Origin of the sequence: Herbaspirillum sp. NPDC087042 (assembly GCF_044745245.1) — a bacterium.
Taxonomy (GTDB): domain Bacteria; phylum Pseudomonadota; class Gammaproteobacteria; order Burkholderiales; family Burkholderiaceae_D; genus Herbaspirillum.
In genome coordinates this window covers 1-17,038 of the sequence record NZ_JBIUZW010000034.1, presented here as the reverse complement: position 1 = coordinate 17,038, position 17,038 = coordinate 1, and the positions used below count along the sequence as shown (strand labels likewise).

Annotated in this window: 16 protein-coding genes, 1 tRNA gene and 1 pseudogene; 5 read left to right on the top strand and 13 right to left on the bottom strand. The window is 31.9% G+C overall.

Translation table 11 applies throughout. From position 1 onward, the window contains the following. The 4 genes from ACIPHN_RS25475 to ACIPHN_RS25460 form a co-directional block, all read right to left on the bottom strand. Positions 1-503: relaxase/mobilization nuclease domain-containing protein (locus tag ACIPHN_RS25475; RefSeq protein WP_400441905.1), on the bottom strand; the 503-nt coding region annotated here is incomplete at its 3' end. 177 nt (positions 504-680) lie between these two features. Continuing rightward, on the bottom strand, positions 681-1,064 hold the full coding sequence (locus ACIPHN_RS25470) for a plasmid mobilization protein (protein WP_400441902.1): 384 nt from the start codon (positions 1,062-1,064) through the stop codon (positions 681-683). Between the two features lie 220 nt (positions 1,065-1,284). Beyond that, positions 1,285-2,526 carry an endopeptidase Ale-1 resistance FemAB family serine transferase Epr gene (epr, locus tag ACIPHN_RS25465; protein ID WP_400441899.1) on the bottom strand — a complete coding sequence of 414 codons (1,242 nt, stop codon included), beginning with the start codon at positions 2,524-2,526 and terminating at the stop codon, positions 1,285-1,287. 91 nt (positions 2,527-2,617) lie between these two features. Further along, positions 2,618-2,708: transfer RNA gene (locus tag ACIPHN_RS25460), tRNA-His, on the bottom strand. Positions 2,709-2,846: 138 nt separating this feature from the next. On the opposite strand from ACIPHN_RS25460, the gene ACIPHN_RS25455 reads away from it, so the two are divergent. After that, positions 2,847-3,779 (top strand): peptidoglycan DD-metalloendopeptidase family protein, encoded by a 933-nt coding sequence (locus ACIPHN_RS25455; protein ID WP_400441896.1) that lies wholly within the window; start codon positions 2,847-2,849, stop codon positions 3,777-3,779. 89 nt (positions 3,780-3,868) lie between these two features. Here the strand turns inward: ACIPHN_RS25455 and ACIPHN_RS25450 are convergent, their stop codons facing one another. Next, the gene (locus ACIPHN_RS25450) at positions 3,869-4,225 is read right to left on the bottom strand and encodes a hypothetical protein (protein ID WP_002477841.1); all 357 of its coding nucleotides are present in this window, start codon (positions 4,223-4,225) and stop codon (positions 3,869-3,871) included. Between the two features lie 101 nt (positions 4,226-4,326). Here ACIPHN_RS25450 and ACIPHN_RS25445 point away from each other — a divergent pair, with 101 nt between their 5' ends. Beyond that, a complete protein-coding gene (locus tag ACIPHN_RS25445) occupies positions 4,327-5,013 on the top strand; it encodes a hypothetical protein (protein ID WP_002477842.1) in 687 nt (228 codons plus the stop codon). Positions 5,014-5,593: 580 nt separating this feature from the next. Here ACIPHN_RS25445 and ACIPHN_RS25440 read toward each other — a convergent pair. From ACIPHN_RS25440 to ACIPHN_RS25420, 5 genes are all read right to left on the bottom strand, one after another. Further along, positions 5,594-6,451 carry a replication initiation protein gene (locus ACIPHN_RS25440; RefSeq protein WP_400441892.1) on the bottom strand — a complete coding sequence of 286 codons (858 nt, stop codon included), beginning with the start codon at positions 6,449-6,451 and terminating at the stop codon, positions 5,594-5,596. An 837-nt stretch (positions 6,452-7,288) separates the two neighbouring features. Beyond that, entirely contained in the window at positions 7,289-7,894 is a 606-nt protein-coding gene (locus ACIPHN_RS25435) for a hypothetical protein (protein WP_400441890.1), read from the bottom strand. Then, positions 7,797-8,807: a relaxase/mobilization nuclease domain-containing protein gene (locus ACIPHN_RS25430; protein WP_400441887.1), complete on the bottom strand. Its 1,011-nt coding sequence runs from the start codon at positions 8,805-8,807 to the stop codon at positions 7,797-7,799. The genes ACIPHN_RS25435 and ACIPHN_RS25430 overlap by 98 nt, the downstream gene beginning before the upstream one ends. Next, positions 8,789-9,172 (bottom strand): plasmid mobilization protein, encoded by a 384-nt coding sequence (locus ACIPHN_RS25425; protein ID WP_000003401.1) that lies wholly within the window; start codon positions 9,170-9,172, stop codon positions 8,789-8,791. The genes ACIPHN_RS25430 and ACIPHN_RS25425 overlap by 19 nt, the downstream gene beginning before the upstream one ends. A 247-nt stretch (positions 9,173-9,419) precedes the next feature. Continuing rightward, entirely contained in the window at positions 9,420-10,799 is a 1,380-nt protein-coding gene (locus tag ACIPHN_RS25420; protein WP_103458838.1) for an MFS transporter, read from the bottom strand. A 111-nt stretch (positions 10,800-10,910) separates the two neighbouring features. On the opposite strand from ACIPHN_RS25420, the gene ACIPHN_RS25415 reads away from it, so the two are divergent. The 3 genes from ACIPHN_RS25415 to ACIPHN_RS25405 all read left to right on the top strand — a co-directional run bounded on the left by ACIPHN_RS25415 (position 10,911) and on the right by ACIPHN_RS25405 (position 13,535). After that, entirely contained in the window at positions 10,911-11,588 is a 678-nt protein-coding gene (locus ACIPHN_RS25415; protein ID WP_002486794.1) for a helix-turn-helix transcriptional regulator, read from the top strand. 140 nt (positions 11,589-11,728) lie between these two features. Beyond that, entirely contained in the window at positions 11,729-12,619 is an 891-nt protein-coding gene (locus ACIPHN_RS25410; protein WP_002486791.1) for a ThiF family adenylyltransferase, read from the top strand. Beyond that, positions 12,612-13,535, top strand: coding sequence for an aspartate carbamoyltransferase (locus ACIPHN_RS25405; RefSeq protein ID WP_002486797.1), 924 nt, complete (start codon positions 12,612-12,614; stop codon positions 13,533-13,535). Before ACIPHN_RS25410 ends, ACIPHN_RS25405 begins: the two co-directional genes overlap by 8 nt. A gap of 766 nt (positions 13,536-14,301) precedes the next feature. Here ACIPHN_RS25405 and ACIPHN_RS25400 read toward each other — a convergent pair. From ACIPHN_RS25400 to ACIPHN_RS25390, 3 genes and pseudogenes are all read right to left on the bottom strand, one after another. Then, positions 14,302-15,159, bottom strand: coding sequence for a replication initiation protein (locus ACIPHN_RS25400; protein ID WP_002486793.1), 858 nt, complete (start codon positions 15,157-15,159; stop codon positions 14,302-14,304). A 768-nt stretch (positions 15,160-15,927) separates the two neighbouring features. Continuing rightward, the gene (locus tag ACIPHN_RS25395; protein WP_228448958.1) at positions 15,928-16,533 is read right to left on the bottom strand and encodes a mobilization protein; all 606 of its coding nucleotides are present in this window, start codon (positions 16,531-16,533) and stop codon (positions 15,928-15,930) included. Continuing rightward, positions 16,436-17,038 (bottom strand): annotated as a pseudogene (locus tag ACIPHN_RS25390) (protein rlx); the annotation flags it as partial. The gene ACIPHN_RS25395 and the pseudogene ACIPHN_RS25390, both read right to left, overlap by 98 nt.

The following is a 17,038-nucleotide window of genomic DNA, read 5'->3' as shown; positions in this document are numbered from 1 at the left end:
GCTGTTGATTTCGTATTAGGGTCAGCAATCGCTTTTTCTGTCTGCGTATAACGTAAGCGTGCTGTGTCCTTTTCTGGCACGCTTAAACCATGTTCTATGCAAACCTCATCATTGAAATCTCTGACATTACGTAAGGCTTGTTTATTATTGTTAAATTTCTTACCTGTCTCGAGGTCAATGGAATTAATTACAATATGATTGTGTACATGGTCTGTATCGGCATGCGTATAGACCGCCACTTGATGATTCGGTGCGAGCTTTTCGGCGAGTGCTAATCCTAATTGATTACATTGTTCGGGCGTGACTTCGCCCGGTTTAAACGATTGGATAATGACATGCCCTTGATTCCCATCGGTTTTGCCATACAATTCACGTGAGGCCTTAAAACTCGATTTGGCATAGTCGACATCACAATTTAAGCCACCTTTTTCGACAGCGCGTTTTTCAGCGTAATTAATCGCCCGTGATGTTGATTTGGTGGCACTTAATTTAGTTGTTGCCATCATTATCACTTCTTCTTTGTTTAGGAGCAAAATAGTCAATTAAAATTCTAAAAATAAAAACACTTCCCCAAAAACTTAAAATGCTCCATATGTTATCAAAAATGTTTATTTTCATTATCCATAGCACAACAATAAGAATGGTATAAAACATAAAATAAATACCGTTTAAAAGCCACCTTAATTTAGTTTGTTCCATATCTCATCTAACCTTTCACGTAATTCACTAATGTTACGTTCTAATGCTTCATAGTTCGGCGCTTCGTGTTGATGTTGGTTGCAATATTTGGCAATTTGATTGGCATTTGAACCTAACTTCCCTAAATCTTTCGCAATCGATTGTCGGGTTGCTTTATCTAATTTAGGTGTCACCAATCGACTGCCCTGTGCCTTTTTCTTAACGAAATTCGGCACACTCATATTTAAAGTTTCAGCTGACTGTTTCAACTTTAAATATTCGGATTCGCTCACACGAAAACTAATTTGTTTTGGCGCCTTACGGTTGGGTTTACGGTTTCGCCCAACAGTTTCGTCGCTAGCCACAAATGTGTTTTGTTCGCTCATTTAATCCCACCACGCTTTCTTCGAAAGATAACGCCTTTCTTACATTTTACTTTATCCTATAAAGTAAAATTAATCAAGTCGTTAAGTGGTTTGGCAAGCATTGGCTTTGCTAGCCACTAACGTGGCAGACGCGCCAGCTTGTTGGGGATACTCCCCAAGCCCCTTATGTATTTTTTCTGGCGAAAAAATAGTGGCTAATTGATAGCCACTATATAAAAAATCATCTTTTTAGTAGAGTGTATATTTTGTAAATAAAGGGTCTAAGAGGTTTAATAAAATCTCCTATATATTCTTCAACATAAGCATTAAATCCTTCTTTAAATCTTTGAACACCATAATCTTCGGCTGTTTCACTAAAATCTCCAGTAATACCATAAAAATTATATCTAGGAATGTTATTCTGTTTAGCAAATTTAATCATTTCCCACTGTAAACGATAGGCTCCCATATAAGCATTGTATTTGGGATTTGATCCACTTGAAAGATAATAAACTTCGTCATTGTTATATATATAGAAAGCTGCAGCTAAATCAATTATTTTGCCATCTGTTTTGATTAATTCTTTTGTTTCATTTATTTTTCTGTTTTGTGCACTAATTTGTTGATTAATTTGATTAGCCTTATTTTTATTTTTTTTCGAATTAGGATTTGCTTTTAATGTGTTTATTATTTCTTCGTATTGTTTGTTTAATTGAGTTATTTTATTATTTTGTTTTTCTAATAAATCGGATAAATTGATATATGCGAGTTTTAACATACTATTGTCATTATATATTTTTTGCATTTTTTCAAAATAATCTTGATTTCTAAATTTAAATCCATGTTTTTCTTCTGCCATTTTAAATAATTTGAAAAATCTAGATGTTTCTTCAATAGATAAAGTTCTCACTTGAACATTCATTTCATATGTTTTTTTAATATTTCTTCTTGTTTGATAATCCATTTCGGATAAAAGCATATCTGTATTTTTATTATTTAAATCTAAGACAGACAGCCATCTGATTTGACTCGTTTGAGAATAACCTATGGAATAACCTTGATGTTTATACCCTATATTTTTCAAAGTTTTAATCAGAGGTCTATTATCATAGCTTGTTAATATCTCACCTTGTGCATTTCTTATATTTTCTAAAGTATAAGGATCTGTTAAAACAAATAAACCACGATTTTTTTTAAGATATCTAGTTAAATTTTTATAAAAAAATCTCACTAATTCAAAGTTTTTAAAGTCTAAAACAGGGCCACGATGAGTATAAAAGTATTTAAAAACTTTTAGAGCTTGGGCTTCTGTTAATAAACATGCTGCAATGACTGTTCCTACATTATCTTTAACGCCAACTAAATGAACGTCATTTTGAAATTTATTTCGATAATCGAAATGTTGATTTGATTGAGTATAGTGAGAAAAATGACTGTTTACAAAATTTTGAAATTCAGTTTTGGATAATTGGACAAATTTCATAGGACACCGACTTTCTAAGAGAATAATATAGCAACATATGCAGAAAAAAGACCAAGCATTAAAATGCTTGGTTTAATAATGAAGTTTACAGCGGAGGGAGAAGGATTTGAACCAACGCAAGCATAAGCTTCTAATTAATACATAGTATTAATTTCCCTTAAACCAGACTTGGGTATCCCTCCAATATTTAATTACTATAAAATAATATCTTATCTTAAATAAAATGTAAAGATTTTGTTGATATTTCAAAATATAAATTATACATATTAGTTATATGTTATTATAACTAATGTATTTTAAATATTAGTAGGTTTAAATTTATGGATACAAATAGAAAATTCACTTTAGTAAAATCTTTGTCAATTGGATTAGGAACTTTTTTAGTTGGATCAGTATTTTTAACCGTAAATGATGAAGCTTCTGCATCGACAAAAGTTGATGCACCAAAAGTAGAGCAAGAAGCACCAGCAAAAGCTGATGCACCAAAAGTAGAACAAAAGAGAACTTTTGTAAGAGAAGCTGCTCAATCTAATCATTCGGCTAGTTGGTTAAACAATTACAAGAAAGGTTATAGTTATGGTCCGTATCCTTTAGGAATTAATGGCGGAAATCACTATGGCGTTGATTTCTTTATGAATGTAGGAACACCAGTAAGAGCAATTTCAGATGGTAAAATAGTCGAAGCTGGATGGACAAATTATGGTGGAGGAAATGAAATAGGACTTGTTGAAAATGATGGTGTTCATAGACAATGGTATATGCATTTAAGTAAATTCAATGTTAAAGTTGGTGACAGAGTTAAAGCTGGACAAATTATTGGTTGGTCTGGTAGTACAGGATATTCTACAGCACCGCATTTACATTTTCATAGAATGACCAATTCATTCTCAAATAATACAGCACAAGATCCTATGCTATTTCTAAAATCAGCGGGCTATGGAAGTGATAGTACATCTTCATCAAATAATAATGGTTATAAAACTAATAAATATGGAACATTATATAAATCTAAATCTGCCAGTTTTACAGCTAACACAGATATTATTACAAGATTAACAGGACCATTTAGAAGTATGCCTCAGTCAGGTGTTTTAAGAAAAGGTTTAACTATTAAATATGATGAAGTTATGAAACAAGATGGTCATGTATGGGTTGGTTATAATACAAATAGTGGAAAAAGAGTATATTTACCAGTTAGAACTTGGAATGAAAGTACAGGAGAATTAGGACCATTATGGGGAACAATCAAGTGATTTATACATAATATATACAATATCACTACCCATAATGCATGTTATGGCAACAAAAGGGAACTCAATAATGAGTTCCCTTTTGTTATTTATTATTCTAATTCTATTGTTTTAACCTCAGGCACTTCTGGGATAAAAGCATGCTTAATTTTTATATAAAGTTTCGCAGGTTTATCATTTAGATTCACTTGGTAATATCCGATGCCCTCACTTCCTTGATTATCTGATCGTAATTTAATTGATACTTTTTTAGAGTTTCTTAAAATTTGATAAGTTTTATTATTATCTGTTATATCATGTAATTTTTTTGTATCGTGATTTTTTATATAACTATTGATTTGTTTTTCGCTAGAATAGCAAACCCATTTATCGAAAAATAAAAAGTTTAAAAAAATGTAACAAATTATCAAAAAAGCTATTATAACAAATATATATAATGTTCTTTTCATGAATTAACGCCTCTTCTTTAAAAATTTTTTTATTATTTATGATAACGTAAAAATGAAAGCTTTTTCTACATAATATAATTATTTTTAAGGAGATGTAAAAATTGAAAAAATTCACAAAAATATTTTTAGCAAGTATTTTAATAACTAGTACAGGGATAGGATCGTTACAATCAAATACTAGTAAGGCAGAAGAAAATACGGCTCCTCAAAATGTTAAATTAGTTGGTACTTATGATGTATCTCAAGTTGATTCAAAAACAATGAAACAATTTAAAGATATTGAGAAAGAAGATAGTAATTTTCATGTTATTAAGAAAGATAATAAAGTTACTATAGAAGATACATTACCAAACCCAGATAAGAAAAATAATACTGCTAATAGAAGTAATGAAAGTGGAACTAAAGTGATTAATTTCTCTGATTTTGTTGGCAGTATGGATGGTAAAGATGATGGAAAAATACCAGAAGGTACTTCACTTTATAGCAAATCATATAAAGGTCAAAAAGATGGACAAAAAGTAAAAAAAGGAACTCACGTTCATTGTAATAGATTTAATGGAACTAAATCGGATCATAGATATTGGTCTAAAAAACATCCTAAAGCATATGCAGATTTTTATAAGAGTGACTGCTGGTACCATGCTAAAGCTTATAAATGTTCTTCTATAGGAAAAATGACTAAGTGCGATGGATTAAATGTGAAGAAAAAAGGTGTTAAAGATTGTTCATCATGGAAAGGAAAACCAAATCATAAAAACTGGCCTAAGACAGCATGGTATAGAAATTAATTATGAATAAGCTATACAAATTAACTACCTATAACTCTTTATTATGTTAACTAATAAAAGAGGGGCAAACGCCGTCATTTCAGCGTTTGTCCCTTTGTGTTTGGATTATAGGATATGCATATTTTATACATACCCTTAACCACACGTTTTCATGCATTTTCATTAATAATTCTTTTGTATTTTTATTCACTTCGCAAGCGTCTAAGTGTTGCATACATGATGCACGCATACTGTATGCATGTATATTGTATGCCTGCATACAGGTTAGAGGCGTTTTGTTATAATTGGGAAGTCGTCTATCTCTCAGACGTCAATTTGACGTAGAGAGGAGGTGCGTGCTCATGACTGCAATATTTGTTTATATCATAGTATCTATTTTTATAGATTGCTGTGGTGTGTTGTTTCGTTTTTGGCTAGAACAACGCAGTAAAAAATAGGCGACATAGCCAACACCAAAAGAACCCCCAACCTATGGACGTAGGTTGGGGGTTCGGTGCGTTCATGACGCAATATTTGTTACTTATATAATATCATGATATTATACACTCTTCAATTAACGCTTTCGTTTTACAAGCTTTTTTTATTCTTCCCAATCCACTTTAAGTTGTTTTAAAAAAGCCTCACGTTCTTTCTCAAATTGAGGATCATCAGTTTCATGTTCTTTACTTTTATAAGTAGGATTTTCTAGCCATTTAGGAGTTTTTTCACGACTGATATATTGTCGTTGTTTACCTACATTAGTTATTTGGGGTTGTCGTTTATTGTGAATGCGTTTTTCAGCGTCAAACGTAAACTCTAACCATTCAATTTTACGTCCTTTTTTCGCTTTAATTTTATTGATATTAAGATTATTAAAAATTGAAGAAAGTTCATTAATTATAGGCTTTAATACACGTTTGGTTATATCATTCATTTGATAAGTTTTAGGTATATCTAGACGATTTTTAAAATCAGCTATATTTATTTTTACATAACCAGTATGTTTATATTGTTTAAGCAATCTAAACATATTTTTAGCGTAAGTAGATTTAAGATGCGTCATTTCTTTTAATTCAAATTTAGTAAAATCAGCTGTTATAGAATTTAAAATATGTTTTAAATCAGGATTAACACTAATAGATAAACATTCTTCGTCTAAATCTACTTTGTATGAAGTAAATAAAACAAATTTTTCAAAAGACCTACCATTACGTTCTACATATGTTAGATTCAACATTTTATCGTATACGTGCTCTAAATCATTAATAAAGCGTTCTTGAGAACGCGTGTAGTAGTTACTTAAATATTTTAGTTCTTCAAAAGGAATAATTACTTTTCTCGTATCCTGTTCTTTAAGTTTATTGCATAATGTAAAGAATAAATCTACTTCAGTACTTGTAAAACGTCTTAATGGGACTAAATTCATTTCATTTCTATATACTACTGTTTCACCAGACATAAAAAACACCTCTCTTAATATATAAGTGACTTAAATTACAAAACGTCCCTCTATAATAACAATCAAAAGAATTATAACACCTATTATGTAGAGAATAAAGAGTATAAGTGACTTAAATTACAAAACGTCCCTTTTACTGTTACAAAACGTCCCTTTTACTGTTACAAAACGTCCCTTTTACTGTTACAAAACGTCCCTTTTACTGTTACAAAACGTCCCTTTTAACATTTCAAATCCGTTGTCGCTCTAAGTCTCAAAAGCCACCTAAAAAGGTTTTAAAAAGATTTATAAAAAGATATTAAAAAGTTCGGGGCAATATGACCCTCACAAATTCAAAAGACAAAAAGGAAACCAACCACATTTGTGGTTGGTTTTTATTATTTAAAAAAGTAATAGATGATATAACTTTAATGCATTATTCCAATTGCTTTATTGACATTGAGCCTCTGAACCCTTAATAAACCTTAAAACTGTCGACTCGTCGGTTTCATAGCTCACGCTATGCCGACATTCGTCGAAACAGTTTAATTAAGGGTTCTTCTCAATGCACAATAAATTTTCTCGGCATAATAGCGTGTTCTATTCTTCATTTTTCATCTCTTTTACAACCTTTAATATCGGCATGATTAGTAATGATAAAATAAAGGCTGATTCTAAAATCAGAAAAATATTTATTTCTTTAAAAAATATTAAATCTATCACATATCCAAAAAGACAAAATATAATAAAGAGACAAATAAAATGAACAATTGAGTTTCTCCTTTTAATTTCTAAGCTATTTTAAGCTTGATACAGCTTTTTTATTACCTCAAATGTGGTTTTTATTCAATATTTATATTAAATGCGCTTATACGCGCTTAAAATGACATATATAAGTCCTCCAAATAAAGCATAAGGAACAAGATAGAGAATAAGCATGAAATAACGCCATGCTGAATGGCCTGTTTTAAGGACATAGTTCAGCCATTCGTAAAAATGTTGCACACCTAACCAGTCACCTAACGGACTGAGCGCTAAAAAAGCGGTCATGACTAAGGCAACGATAAAAAACATCGCTGTAATGCCTTTGGTTAAACGATTCAACGCTTGATCATATTGTTTTATGGCTGTGTCGTTGTGCTTAATACGTTCATCTATCATTTTTTTATAATCATTATTGGCTTGTCGAAGTTCGGCTTGGTTAGTTTGTAACTGTTCGATCGCTTTATGCGTGTCTGCTTTCACATCTTCCAATTCTTCTTGTATCGCCGTTTGAAAATCTTGTTTTAAATTATCGTTATTAATGCGTTCGATATAGTGTTTCGCTACACTGATGAAACGCTTTTGTGTGATTTCACTCGCTTGATTAAAGTTCGAGGCCGTGGTCTCGATCGTCGTTAATAATTGTTCGTGACGCTTGTTTCGCTCGTTCTCTCTCTTCTCGATTTCTTCGAGCCTTTTCATGAGCAAGTCTTGCTGATTCTGCAGCTTGTCGGCTACGCTCAAGCTCATTTGTGTCTTGGGCGAATTGATCCCAATCTGCTTGAGTGACGCCTGTATCTCGTTTAGTTGCTTCATCACGGTTTGAAGTTGGTCGTTTTGGCTGGAATTCGGTGTCTGATGCTCGTTCTTGTTGTCTCCGTAGTTGTATTTGTCTTTCAAAGCCATCTTCGATACCCCCTTTATTGTAATCTTCGCCGAGTTTACGCCCACGCACCTTTTTATCTTCGGCTAAGTGTCGATACGTAATGCTTTTGGGTGTGACACGTTCAATTTCAATACCATGTTGGTTTAAATGGTCTTTGAATTCATTCATATTCGTTGCTTGTGATTGGTCTATCGCCTCTCTAATCTCATCTTTCCATGAATATTGGGCTGTTGATTTCGTATTAGGGTCAGCAATCGCTTTTTCTGTCTGCGTATAACGTAAGCGTGCTGTGTCCTTTTCTGGCACGCTTAAACCATGTTCTATGCAAACCTCATCATTGAAATCTCTGACATTACGTAAGGCTTGTTTATTATTATTAAATTTCTTACCTGTTTCGAGGTCAATTGAATTGATTACAATATGATTGTGTACATGGTCTGTATCGGCATGCGTATAGACCGCTACTTGATGATTCGGTGCGAGCTTTTCAGCGAGTGCTAAGCCTAATTGATTACATTGTTCGGGCGTGACTTCGCCCGGTTGAAACGATTGAATAATGACATGCCCTTGATTCCCATCGGTTTTGCCATATAACTCACGAGTGGCTTTGAAACTCGATTTGGCATAGTCGACATCACAATTTAAACCACTTTTCTCTACGGCTCGTTTCTCAGCGTAATTAATGGCACGTGACGTTGATTTAGTCGCACTTAATTTAGTTGTTGCCATATCTCATCAAGCCTTTCACGTAATTCACTGATATTGCGTTCTAATGCTTCATAGTTCGGTGCTTCATGTTGATGTTGGTTGCAATATTTGGCAATCTGATTGGCATTTGCGCCCAACATACTCAAATCTTTGGCTATCGATTGTCGCGTTGCTTGATCCAATTTCGGTGCGACCAATCGACTGCCCTGTGCCTTTTTCTTAACGAAAGCAGGCACACTCATATTTAAAGTTTCAGCTGATTGTTGTAACTTTAAATATTCGGATTCGCTCACACGAAAACTGATTTGTTTCGGCTCCTTACGGTTGGGTTTATGGTTTCGCCCAACAGTTTCGTCGCTAGCCACAAATGTGTTTTGTTCGCTCATTATTCCCACCACGCTTTCTTCGAAAGATAACTCCTTAATATAATTTTACTTTACAGGGTAAAGCAAAATTAATCAAGTCGTTAAGTGGTTTGGCAAGCATTGGCTTTGCTAGCCACTAACGTGTTAGCGTCGCCTGCTTGTTGGGGATACTCCCCAAGCCCCCTATGATTTTTTCTGACGAAAAAATAGTGGCTAATTGATAGCCACTATTAATAAAGAAAAAGAAATATTATTTGTTATAAATATATTAATTAGGTTCATATTTAGTCTTTAATATTTTTAATAAAAAAGGTAATAATGCTAAAAAGAGTGTTATTGATGCAAATAACCATGCATGACTTGACCCTTCTATGAGTTTATCTGAATTTGATGAATTACTGATAAATAATGAAGTAACTGCTGTATAAAAAGCAATACCTATATTTTGAACCATTCTTTGTGTAGCTCCAGCAGTACCTTGCATATCTTGAGATACAGTTCCCATTATTGCTGAAGTATTAGACGGTAGGAAAAAACCTCCTCCTATACCATATATTAGTAATAATAAGCTTATTGTCACTGGATTTAATATATATTGTAATAATCCTAGGCTTGTATATGCCACAATCATAATAATTAGTCCTGTAGTCATTAATACAATATTGCCAATGCGAGAAATTAATTTACCAGATATTTTTGAAGTAAGTACTAATCCTAAAGGAGAAGTAAGGTTAACTAATCCTATTTGCCAAGATGAAAGATGATTAATCTTTTCTAAAATATATGGAGGAATTATAAAACCTAAAGATGTTGTACCTCCAAATACAAATATTGCAAATATTGGAGATGAAAATGATACATTCTTGAATAAACGTAAATCGATGATAGGATGATTTGTTTTTAACTCCCATATAATAAATAGGCAAAAAGAAACAATAAAGATTAGGAAATTGCCATATACTGATATATTAAAAATTGAGTGATAAGACCAAGATGTTAAACTTATTAATAAACAAAAGATAGATAGAAATAATAATGAATTTCCACGTATATCTAAATGGATAGACATACTTTTTTGCTCTTTAATATATCTTTTTAAAAATAAACAGCCGATTAAACCGATAAATATAAAGGGAATATTGATCCAAAATATCCATCTCCAATTACCTACAGATATTAAAAGACCTCCAATACTTGGACCTAAAACAGGACCTATTCCTAATAGAATACTTAACGTTCCTAACGCAGAACCTTGTCTATTTTCAGGAATGGTTGTAGTAATAATAGCCGTAGCAGTTCCTTGTAACATTGCTGCACCTATACCTTGTAAACCACGAAAAACGATTAATTGTATGACGTTGTTTGAAAAACCGCATAAAATAGAAGCTATTAAAAAAATAGTTAATCCTAAACTATATATATTTAAACGACTGTATTTATCGCTTAGTCTCCCAAATATTATAATTGTGCCTGTTAATAATAAAGTATATAGTGTGACACTCCAAGTAATAAAAGAAGTATCAACATTAAAAGATTTAGATAAAGTGGGTAATGCGACATTGATAATTCCGCTATCAAGGGTGGATAAAAACATTCCTATTCCTGCTGTAAAAACAACTAAATGATCGAAATACTTAGAAGAATTCATCTATAATACCTCCTCATTTAACTAATTTAATCATACCCATATAATATTTCGCTTAACACCGAAATATTATATGGGTATGATTAAATTGTACTAACAGAAAGGGTGTATTATATGTATGAAAATTTTTCTGATAATATCCTCCTTATTGGACATAAGACACGTTTAACTATGTTAATTGAATTATCTAGTGGCATAGCTCTTCCAGCTGGAGAATTAGCTAAATTAGCTGGTGTAAAACCTCAAACAGCTAGTGAACATCTTTCAAAACTAGTAGAAGCTAATTTTATTTCAGTTAATACATGGGGACGACATCGCTATTATAAAATTGATAATGACAAAGTCATTGATGCAATCAATGCTTTATCTGTTATATCTCCTCCTATGAATAGCAAATCGTTAAAAGAAACAACAAAAAAAGAAAAGTTGTCGTATATACGCACTTGTTATGGTCATATTGCTGGGAAAATAGGGGTTAAATTTACTGAAGCTTTATTAGAAAATGATTATCTTAAAGAAAAAGAAGAATGTTATAAATTGACTCAAAATGGAAAAAATTGGTTAAAAAAAATTGGAATGGAAACAGAAAAAAGCATGTATTCTAAATCTATTCCAAAGCATATAGATTGGACTGAAAGAAAAAATCATATGGCAGGACCGGTTGCATTACAAATAACTGAAAAAATGATCGAATTATCTTGGATAGAGAATAGTGAAATTAATCGATGTCTTAATTTAACCAAAAAAGGAAAAAGTGCTTTCAAGACATATCTAAATATGAACATCCCATAATAAAAAAACGAAATATTTTGACAAATAAAGCGCTTTTATGATTATGTACTTATTGAAAGTGTATTAAACCACTTATATTTTAATTTTTTCTGTGTCGAGTGATGTAGTTGTTATAAAATATTATATTTTGGAGGTTCATAATGAATTCTAAAGTGATTAAATATACTGCAGATTTTGATGAAAAACGATATTGGGAAAGAGTTAAGCGAAATTTAGGTTGGTTAGGAAATACTGATGAAGAAGCCGAAAAGCGTCAAAATAAAATTAGTGAAGTGGTAATAGGCATTGCCGGTTGTGGTGGTATAGGTGGTGCTGTAGCCGAAAGATTAGTAAGATTAGGAGTTCGTCATATAAAAGTAGCAGATCCAGATTATTTTGAGCTTTCTAATATTAATAGACAATTTGGTGCATCTTTGGATAATCTTGGAAGAAATAAGGCAGAAGTAGTTGGAGAATCTATATTTAATATTTCAAGAGATGTAAATGTTGATGTTTATCCTGAAGGTATTAATAATAATACTGCTGATGATTTTGTAGAAGGTTGTGATTATGTTTTAGATAAAATTGAATTATTTGAATTAGAAGCTCGCTATGCATTACATAGAGCTTTTCAAAAGAATGAAAGATGTAAATTTATGTTAACTGTGCCAGTATTTGGTCATAGAGCTTTCTTCTTTAAATGGACTAAAGATTCAATGTCAGCTGAAGATTATTTTGATATCAAGCCAGGTTCAGAGCTAGATGAAAAAAATACAAGAAAAATAGTTTATTCTCTTTTTCCAGAATACCCTCAATTTCCATCCAAAGAAAGATTAGATGATTGGTTAATTAATAATAAAGAATGCCCTATCTTTGCTGGATGTCCCCCTTTAGCTCAAGGTCTTTTAGTAGAAAGATTGAGTTTTGAAATAACTGGTTTGAAAGATATTCCAGAATATAAAGAATTACCGTCAACTCCAAGTTATTCTATGTTTGATTCAGCCTCTTGGGAAACAAAAATTGTAGAAAGAGAGGAAAATAAAATTGATTAATAACTTATTATCGATGAAGAATGTGAATCTTACTGATATTAATACTATTTTTGAAAAAGCAGATTATTATGAAAAAGCTTTAAAAAATGGAAAAGTAATTAAGGATTTAGAAGGTAAAATTCTTGCTACGCTTTTTTATCAACCAAGTACCAGAACTAGAATGAGTTTTACAAGTGCCATGTATCGATTAGGTGGACAAGTCATAGATATGGGGGGACCTAAAGTAGCACGCACTGATGATTATTTTGACGAGAGTATGTCAGATACTATTAAATATATTGAACAGTATTCAGACATCATGGTTATGCGTCATTTTCAAAATTATACTGTTGAAAAAGCATCGAAGATCACCCATATTCCTATGATTAATGCCGGAGATGGAACAAATGAGCACCCTACGCAAGCTTTATTAGATTTATATACGATGACAAAAGAATTAAATGGTTTAGAAGATAAAGTTATAGGAATAGGTGGAGATATTAATTGTAGAGTGATTCGTTCTATTGTTATAGGTCTAGAAAAATTTGATATTAAGAAAATTATATTTCTATTGCCAAATGGAGAAGAATTAAATAGCGATATTTTAAATTTATTAAAAAACACTGATTATTCTATAGTCCATAATGTAGAAAGAGTATTAGAGCAAGCAGATATATTAGATATCATACCTTTTGAACTTCCAGATTTTAATTCTGCTTATTCAGAAAAAGTTGATGAAAAACCATCATTAGAAAATAATTTGATAGTATCTAAAGAAAAGTTTAATGATAAGAATAGGATCCCTATTCTAAGTCCTGGACCAAGAGAAGCTGAACTTTCTTCAGATACAGACGACATGGATAATGTGATATTTACTAAACAAGCATATAATGGTTTATTAATAAGAATGTCTCTTTTATATTATTTTTTACACTGATTAATAGCTATTTATAAAATGAATACGCTATACAAAAGCACTACCCATAATAAATGATTATGTCAACTCAACACAAAGGGACAAACGCCGTTAGATCAGCGTTTGTCCCTTTTCTTTATGATTATCGTTTATGCATGGTTTATACATCATTGATCTGATGCGTTTTCATCACTTTTCATGAATAATTGGTTTGTATCTTTATTCAGTTTACACTTGTGTAATTTACACAAGTGTAAACTACACAAATCATTATTCATGCGTATACGAGTTGATTCGTAAATAGGTAAACAAGTTTATTAGTTAACTAATAAACTTGTTTACCTGGAATTGATATATCGTACTTAGATGATGCATACACTTGAAAAGTTATATATTTGAACACAACTTTAAAAAACTTGCTTACATCTATATAATAATTAATGTAAGCAAGTTGGATTGATGGTGGCTAATCTCATGAAAATGGGGTGATGCCTATGATTTTGGTTTTTGCTCCTAGAAAGGACTAGCATTGTCTGATTATGAAATGCTGATGATTGTTTTAACCATCATCGGTTTAGTATTAATTAGTAATAACCAAAAAAAATAACCTACCAACTTTAGCCGAGTTCTAGGTTATTTTAATCAAAATTTATAAAAGGCTACCGTCTTTTTAACGGGCTTACTAAGGCACGAGTGTTCCTAGCACTTGTGTATTTTTTGTATATGCTAGTTTATAATTCATTTGTTACTTTAAGTATATCTTTCATACTATCTTTTGTAAACTTTTCTATTCTTCCCAATCGACTTCAAGTTGTTTTAAAAAGGCTTCTCGTTCTTTCTCTAATTGTGGATCATACTCATTTTGTGTTTGTTTTTCATATGTGCGTTCTTCTAACCATTTTGGTGTTTTCTCACGACTTATATATTGTCGTGACTTACCTATATCCGCCATTTGAGGTTGTCGTTTACTGTGAATGCGTTTCTCAGCATCAAACGTAAACTCTAGCCATTCAATTTTCCGACCTTTTTTTGCCTTAATTTTATTGATATTAAGGTTATTAAAAATAAATCCTAATTCTTTAATGATAGGAGCTAATACTTTTTGATTAATATGCGTCATACGGTAACTATTAGGAATATCTAATCGTTCTCTAAAATCCTCAATTTGAATTTTGAAATAACCTGTGTGTTTATATTGTTTTAATAACCTAAACATATTTTTAGAGTATGTTGATTTAAGATGTGTCATTTCTTTTAATTCAAACTTAGTAAAATCAGCTGTTATTTCATTTAAAACATGCTTTAATTTAGGATTAATACTAACAATTAATTTTTGTTCATCAACATCAACTTCATATCCTGTAAACAATACAAATTTTTTGAAAGATAGACCACTTCGTTCAGTATAAGTTAAAGTTAACATCTTATCGTATACATGTTCTAAGTCTTTAACAAAACGTTTTAATGAACGATGATAGTAATTACTTAAATGACGTAACTCCTCAAAAGGAATAGCTAATTCTTTTATATCTTGTTCTTTTAACTTATTACAAAGACTAAAAAATATATCGATTTCTGTGCTGGTAAACTTACGTAAGGGAACTAAATTCATTTCATTTTGATAGACAACAGTTTCTCCAGACATTTTTATGAAACCTCCTAAACAATAAATAGGTATTAAGACACTTTAAAAAATAATAGGTACCTTAATATTATGTAAAAATATTAATTTAAAACTATAATAACAATATTACAACCATAAAGGCAACTTTTATATTTCAAGTTGCCTTTATGGTTACAAAAAGTTGCCTTTATAGTTACAAAAAGTTGCCTTTATGGTTACAAAAAGTTGCCTTTATGGTTACAAAAAGTTGCCTTTAACATTTCAAATCCGTTGTCACTCTAGGACTCAAATGACTCCTAAAAAGGTTTTAAAAAGATTTATAAAAAGATATTAAAAAGTTCGGGGCAATTTGCTCCTCACAAATTCAAAAGACAAAAAGGAAACCAACCACACTTGTGGTTGGTTTTTATTATTTAAAAAAGCAATAAGTAATATAACTTTAATGCATTATTCCAATTGCTTTATTGACATTGAGCCTCTGAACCCTTAATAAACCCAAAAACTGTCGACTCGTCGGTTTCATAGCTCACGCTATACCGACATTCGTCGAAACAGTTTAATTAAGGGTTCTTCTCAATGCACAATAAATTTTCTCGGCATAATGGCGTGTGTTACTTTTTATTTCTCTTTTCTGAATAAGGTAAATAAAAGATGATAAACAAAGCACATGCAATGGCTATAAAAGCACCTAAAAAGACCAATTGAGTTTCTCCTTTTAATTTCTAAGCTATTTTAAGCTTGATACAGCTTTTTTATTACCTCAAATGTGGTTTTTATTCAACATTTATATTAAATGCGCTTATACACGCTTAAAATGGCATATATAAGTCCTCCAAATAAAGCATAAGGAACAAGATAGAAAATAAGTATGAAATAACGCCATGCTGAATGACCTGTTTTCAGGACATAGTTCAGCCATTCATAAAAATGTTGCACACCTAACCAGTCGCCTAAGGGACTTAAGACTAAAAATGTGACCATGACTAAAGCAATAATAAAAAACATCGCTGTAATGCCTTTGGTTAAACGATGAAACGCTTGATCATATTGTTTAACAGCTGTTTCGTTGTGCTTGATACGTTCATCCATGGTTGCTTTATAATCGTTATTCGCTTGTTGCAGTTCTGCTTGATTGGTTTGTAACTGCTCAATCGCCTTATGTGTGTCTGTTTTTACATCTTTCAATTCTTCTTGGATGGCTGTTTGAAAATCTTGTTTTAAATTATCGTTATTAATGCGTTCAATATAGTGTTTCGCTACACTGATAAAACGCTTTTGTGTGATTTCAGTCGCTTGATTAAAGTTCGAGGCCGTGGTCTCGATCGTTGTTAATAATTCGTCGTGACGCTTGTTTCGCTCGTTCTCTCTCTTCTCGATCTCTTCGAGCCTTTTCATCAGCAAGTCTTGCTGATTCTGCAGCTTGTCGGCTACGCTCAAGCTCATTTGTGTCTTGGGCGAATTGGTCCCAATCTGATTGAGTGACGCCTGTATCTCGTTCAGTTGATTCATCACGGTTTGAAGTTGGTCGTTTTGGCTGGAATTCGATGTCTGAGTCTCGTTCTTGTTGTTTTCGTCGTTGAATTTGTCTTTCAAAGCCATCTTCGATACCTCCTTTATTATAATCTTCACCTAGTCGACGCCCACGCACTTTTTTATCTTCAGCTAAATGTCGATAGGTAATGCTTTTGGGTGTCACACGTTCAATTTCAATACCATGTTGGTTTAAATGGTCTTTGAATTCATTCATATTCGTTGCTTGTGATTGGTCTATCGCCTCTCTAATCTCATCTTTCCATGAATATTGGGCTGTTGATTTCGTATTAGGGTCAGCAATCGCTTTTTCTGTCTGCGTATAACGTAAGCGTGCTGTGTCCTTTTCTGGCACGCTTAAACCATGTTC

Bases quoted from the DNA above. Each gene is read 5' to 3' on its own strand.
- ACIPHN_RS25410 (WP_002486791.1), top strand. From the start codon at position 11,729: ATGAATTCTAAAGTGATTAAATATACTGCAGATTTTGATGAAAAACGA.
- ACIPHN_RS25435 (WP_400441890.1), bottom strand. From the start codon at position 7,894: ATGAAAAGGCTCGAAGAAATCGAGAAGAGAGAGAACGAGCGAAACAAG.
- epr (WP_400441899.1), bottom strand. From the start codon at position 2,526: ATGAAATTTGTCCAATTATCCAAAACTGAATTTCAAAATTTTGTAAAC.
- ACIPHN_RS25400 (WP_002486793.1), bottom strand. From the start codon at position 15,159: ATGTCTGGAGAAACTGTTGTCTATCAAAATGAAATGAATTTAGTTCCC.
- ACIPHN_RS25430 (WP_400441887.1), bottom strand. From the start codon at position 8,807: ATGGCAACAACTAAATTAAGTGCGACTAAATCAACGTCACGTGCCATT.
- ACIPHN_RS25395 (WP_228448958.1), bottom strand. From the start codon at position 16,533: ATGAAAAGGCTCGAAGAGATCGAGAAGAGAGAGAACGAGCGAAACAAG.
- ACIPHN_RS25420 (WP_103458838.1), bottom strand. From the start codon at position 10,799: ATGAATTCTTCTAAGTATTTCGATCATTTAGTTGTTTTTACAGCAGGA.
- ACIPHN_RS25425 (WP_000003401.1), bottom strand. From the start codon at position 9,172: ATGAGCGAACAAAACACATTTGTGGCTAGCGACGAAACTGTTGGGCGA.
- ACIPHN_RS25450 (WP_002477841.1), bottom strand. From the start codon at position 4,225: ATGAAAAGAACATTATATATATTTGTTATAATAGCTTTTTTGATAATT.
- ACIPHN_RS25440 (WP_400441892.1), bottom strand. From the start codon at position 6,451: ATGTCTGGTGAAACAGTAGTATATAGAAATGAAATGAATTTAGTCCCA.
- ACIPHN_RS25470 (WP_400441902.1), bottom strand. From the start codon at position 1,064: ATGAGCGAACAAAACACATTTGTGGCTAGCGACGAAACTGTTGGGCGA.
- ACIPHN_RS25455 (WP_400441896.1), top strand. From the start codon at position 2,847: ATGGATACAAATAGAAAATTCACTTTAGTAAAATCTTTGTCAATTGGA.
- ACIPHN_RS25415 (WP_002486794.1), top strand. From the start codon at position 10,911: ATGTATGAAAATTTTTCTGATAATATCCTCCTTATTGGACATAAGACA.